A 3,778-nucleotide genomic window follows, 5' to 3' on the forward strand; every position below is an offset into this window, starting at 1 on the left:
CCCGGTCGGGATCGTAGGTCTTCATCTCCATCTCGGCGTGGAAGTAGCGGTTGGCCGGGCCGATCGGATTGTCGTTCGACACCGCGCCGTGGCCGCCGAGGATGACGTCCACCATCGCCTGCCGGTCGAGCGCGTACTTGAGCGCGAGCCGCACGTTGTTGTCGCTGAAGGGCGCCGCGCGGCTGTCCATCGGGAAGCCGTAATGCGCGTTGCCCGGGATCGACAGGATGCGCGCCACGCCGCGGCCCTCGAGCATCCCGATGGTGGCCGGGTCGACCTGGTCGATCAGGTTCACCTCGCCGGTGATGAGCGCGTTGAGGCGCGCGGCGGGGTCGAGGATCGACAGGAGCTCGATCCGGTCGAACCACGCGCGGTCCGACTTCCAGTAGTTCGGGTTGCGGTTCAGGGTCGACTGCACGCCGTGCTCGAAGCTCTCGACGATGTAGCCGCCGCAGCCGTCCGTCGAGGTGACGTCGATGGCGCCGTCGACGCTCGGCATGATCGGGATGTGATAGTCCGTCATCAGGTAGGGCAGGTCGGCGTTCGGCGCCTCGAGCGTGACGACGACGTTGTTGCCGTCGACGGCGACGTCCGTGATCGCGGCCAGGAGCGGCTTGATCACCGAGGTGGTCGCCTCGCCGCGGTGGTGGTTGATCGAGGCCACCACGTCGTCGGGCGTCAGCGTCTTGCCGGAATGGAAGGTCACGCCCTGCCGGATCGGGAAAACCCAGGTCTGGCCATCGGAGGTTTCCCAGCCCTCGGCGATCTCGGGCACGAGCTGCCCGTCGGAGCCCACCTCGATCATGTAGTTGTGGCGCGCCGCGGCGAAGGTCTGGACGTAGAGCTGGTCCCAGAGGCCCGGATCGAGCGTGTCGGTGGTCGAGCCGTGCCCGATGCCGATGCGGAAGGTGCCGCCGCGCGTCTGGGCGCGGGCCATGCCCGACATGCCGGGCAGGATCAGGCCCGCCGCGCCCATGGCCGCCGCGCCCTTCAGCACGCCGCGGCGTGACACCGCGCCCTGCGACAGCGCAGGAATCAGAGGTCTCGTCATCTTCGTTCTCCCCGTTGTGCGCCCCGCCCGGTCGGATCGGGGCTTCGTTTCTTGCTTCGTTTTCCGGCCGTTCCGCCGGGTGGGCCGCCGCAACCCATCGTCGGGGCGGCCAGGATGGGCAGATCATACATACCCTGCCCCCAAGACAAAGCCTTCAATTCCCGCCCGCGCCGCTTCATCGCGCCGCCCCGTCCCAGGCGCTTGCCCGGTAGGCCGACCGCGCCAGCCATTCGGGCGCGATCTCGACCCCCCAGCCGGGCGTGTCGGACAGGATCGCGTGGCCGTCCTCGATCCGGTAGGGGCTCTCGGTGAAGAGGTCGTACTGCCAGGGGTAGTACTCGGGCCCCTCGATCGAGAACTCGAGGTATTTCCCCGCGTTCGGGATCGCGCGCAGGAGGTGCATGGTGAAGAGCGTCACCATCGACAGGTTCGCGCAATGCGGCGTCACGGGCAGGCCCGCGGCCTCCGCCATCCGGGCCACGCGCAGCGTGCGGGCCATGCCGCCGAGATACATCACGTCGGGCTGCACCACGTCGACCGCGCGCATGTCGATCATGCGTTTCCAGGTGGCGAGCTGACAGTCCTGCTCGCCGCCCGTCACGTCGATCTCGAGCGCGTCGGCCACCGCCTTCGTGGCGTCGAGGTCCCAGTAGGGGCAGGGCTCCTCGTAGTGGCAGAAGCCGTGATCCTCGAGCATCCGGCCCACCTCGATCGCGCGGCGGACGGAGTAGCAGGAATTCGCGTCGATCAGCAGGTCGGCCTCGGGCAGGGCGCGGCGCATGGCGGGGATGACGGCCTCGGTCCGGCCCGGCCATTCGTCGCGGTCGCGTCCCACCTCCATGCCCGCCCGCACCTTGAAGGCGGTGTAGCCGTCCGCGTCCGCCAGCCGCTTCAGCCGCTCGGCCTCGTCCTCGGGCGTGATGTCGCGCCGCATGGAGGAGGCGTAGGCGCGGATGCGTCCCGGCGTCCCGCCGAGGAGCGCCACCACCGGCAGGCCCGCGCGCTTGCCCCGCATGTCCCAGATCGCGGTGTCGACGCCCCCCATCGCGCGGCGCAGGTAGGAACCGGGGAACTTGTGCTCCCGCTCGGTCACGAGGTCGAGGAGATCGTCGAGGTCGGTCGTGTCCTGTCCCAGCACCCATGGCGCGACCTGCCGGTGCAGCACCGTGCAGGTGATGTCCGAGTTGTAGGTCGAGACCTGCCCCCAGCCCTGCGCGCCGTCCTCCATCGTGACGCGGACGAAGCCCACCTCGGGGATGCAGAAGGTCTCGATCTTCGCGATGCGGTCCATCTCTCACGCCCCCGCGAGGATCAGGTCGGCCGCCCGCATCGCCGCCATGATGGTGGGCGCGTTGGTGTTGGCCGAGGTGATGTTGGGAAAGATCGAGGCGTCCACGACGCGGAGGCCGTGCGTGCCGTAGACCCGGAGGGTCGGGTCCACCACGCCGCCCGCCGCGCGCGGCGCCATGCGGCAGGTGCAGGTCGGGTGGTAGACCGTGCCCGCCCGCGCGCGGGCATCGGCGAGGATGGCCTCGTCGCTCTGCCCCTGCGGGGTGAAGCCGTGCGCGGCGGTGGCGAGGCGGCGGAGCGCGGGGGTGTCGAGCAGGCGCTCGATCAGCCGTCCGCCCGCGATCATGTCGGCCACATCGCCCTGCGTCGAGAGCGAGTTCGCGCGGATCGCGGGCTGCGCGCCCGGATCGGGGCTCGCGATGTCGATGCGGCCGCGGCTGGTCGGGCGGCAGGGGTTGAACGACAGGATGAAGCCGGGCCAGGGGTCGGGCTTCAGGAGCGGGCGCCTGTTGCGGTAGACCGTCGAGTAGGACAGCGGGTTGAAGTAGAGTTGCATGTCCGCCTGCGCGAGGCCGGGGCGCGAGCGGACGAGGCCGCCCATCTGGTTCACGCTCAGGCTGAACGGCCCGTCGCGGAACAGCGCGTAGCGGAGCGCGCCCATCACCTGCCCCCAGCGGCGGCCGAGCACCTGGTTCAGCGTCGGCTCCTCGCAGCGGAAGGTATAGGTGACGGCGAGGTGGTCCTGGAGCGCGCCGCCGACGCCGGGCGCGTCGACCCGCACGGGAATGCCCATCCGCTGCAGGAGCGCGCCCGGCCCGATCCCCGAGAGCTGGAGGAGCTGCGGCGAATTCACCGCGCCCGCCGACAGGATCACCTCGCCCCGGCAGGTCGCGATCAGCGTCCGGCCGCCGCGCCTGTAGCGGACGCCGGTGGCGCGGGTGCCGTCGAAGTCGATCCCCAGCACCTCCGCCCCGGTGACGAGGCTGAGGTTCCGCCGCCCCAGCGCGGGGCGCAGGAACGCGTCCGAGGCCGAGTGCCGCCAGCCGTTCCGCGTCGTGGTCCAGTAGGGTCCGGCGCCTTCGCCCGTCACGGTGTCGCCCTCGGGCAGCCCCGCCTCGCGCACGGCCGACACGTAGTGCCGCCCGAGCGGGTGGAAGGCGGGCGAGCGGTCCGTGACCCAGAGCGGCCCGTCGCCCTCGGCGCGGCCGTCGGCGTGGACGCGCCGCTCGATCCGCGCGTAGACCCGCGCCGCCTCCGCCGCGTTCCAGCCCGGGTTGCCCGCCGTCTCCCAGTCGTCGAAATCGCCGGGCAGGCCCCGCGCGTAGACCATCGCGTTGATCGAGGAGGAGCCGCCGACGACCTTGCCGCGCGGCCAGTACATGCGCCGACCGTCGAGTTCGGCGTCCGGTTCCGCCTGCATCCGCCAGTTGACCGAGG

3 protein-coding genes are annotated in these 3,778 nt (G+C 71.3%); all 3 read right to left on the bottom strand.

What is annotated here, in order from left to right:
• Positions 1-1,051 (bottom strand): ABC transporter substrate-binding protein (locus ACTS11_RS00300; protein ID WP_442638357.1); only part of this gene is annotated, 1,051 nt, incomplete at its 3' end.
• Positions 1,052-1,226: 175 nt separating this feature from the next.
• Positions 1,227-2,342, bottom strand: a complete 1,116-nt coding sequence (locus tag ACTS11_RS00305; protein ID WP_442638358.1) for a mandelate racemase/muconate lactonizing enzyme family protein — start codon at positions 2,340-2,342, stop codon at positions 1,227-1,229.
• Between the two features lie 3 nt (positions 2,343-2,345).
• Positions 2,346-3,778, bottom strand: a 1,433-nt coding sequence (locus tag ACTS11_RS00310) for a GMC family oxidoreductase (protein ID WP_442638359.1), incomplete at its 5' end; no start/stop codon positions are given.

Origin of the sequence: Roseicyclus sp. (assembly GCF_052168335.1) — a bacterium.
Taxonomy (GTDB): Bacteria; Pseudomonadota; Alphaproteobacteria; order Rhodobacterales; family Rhodobacteraceae; genus Roseibacterium.

Coding starts and splice junctions, on each gene's coding strand:
- ACTS11_RS00305 (WP_442638358.1), bottom strand. CDS start 2,342: ATGGACCGCATCGCGAAGATCGAGACCTTCTGCATCCCCGAGGTGGGC.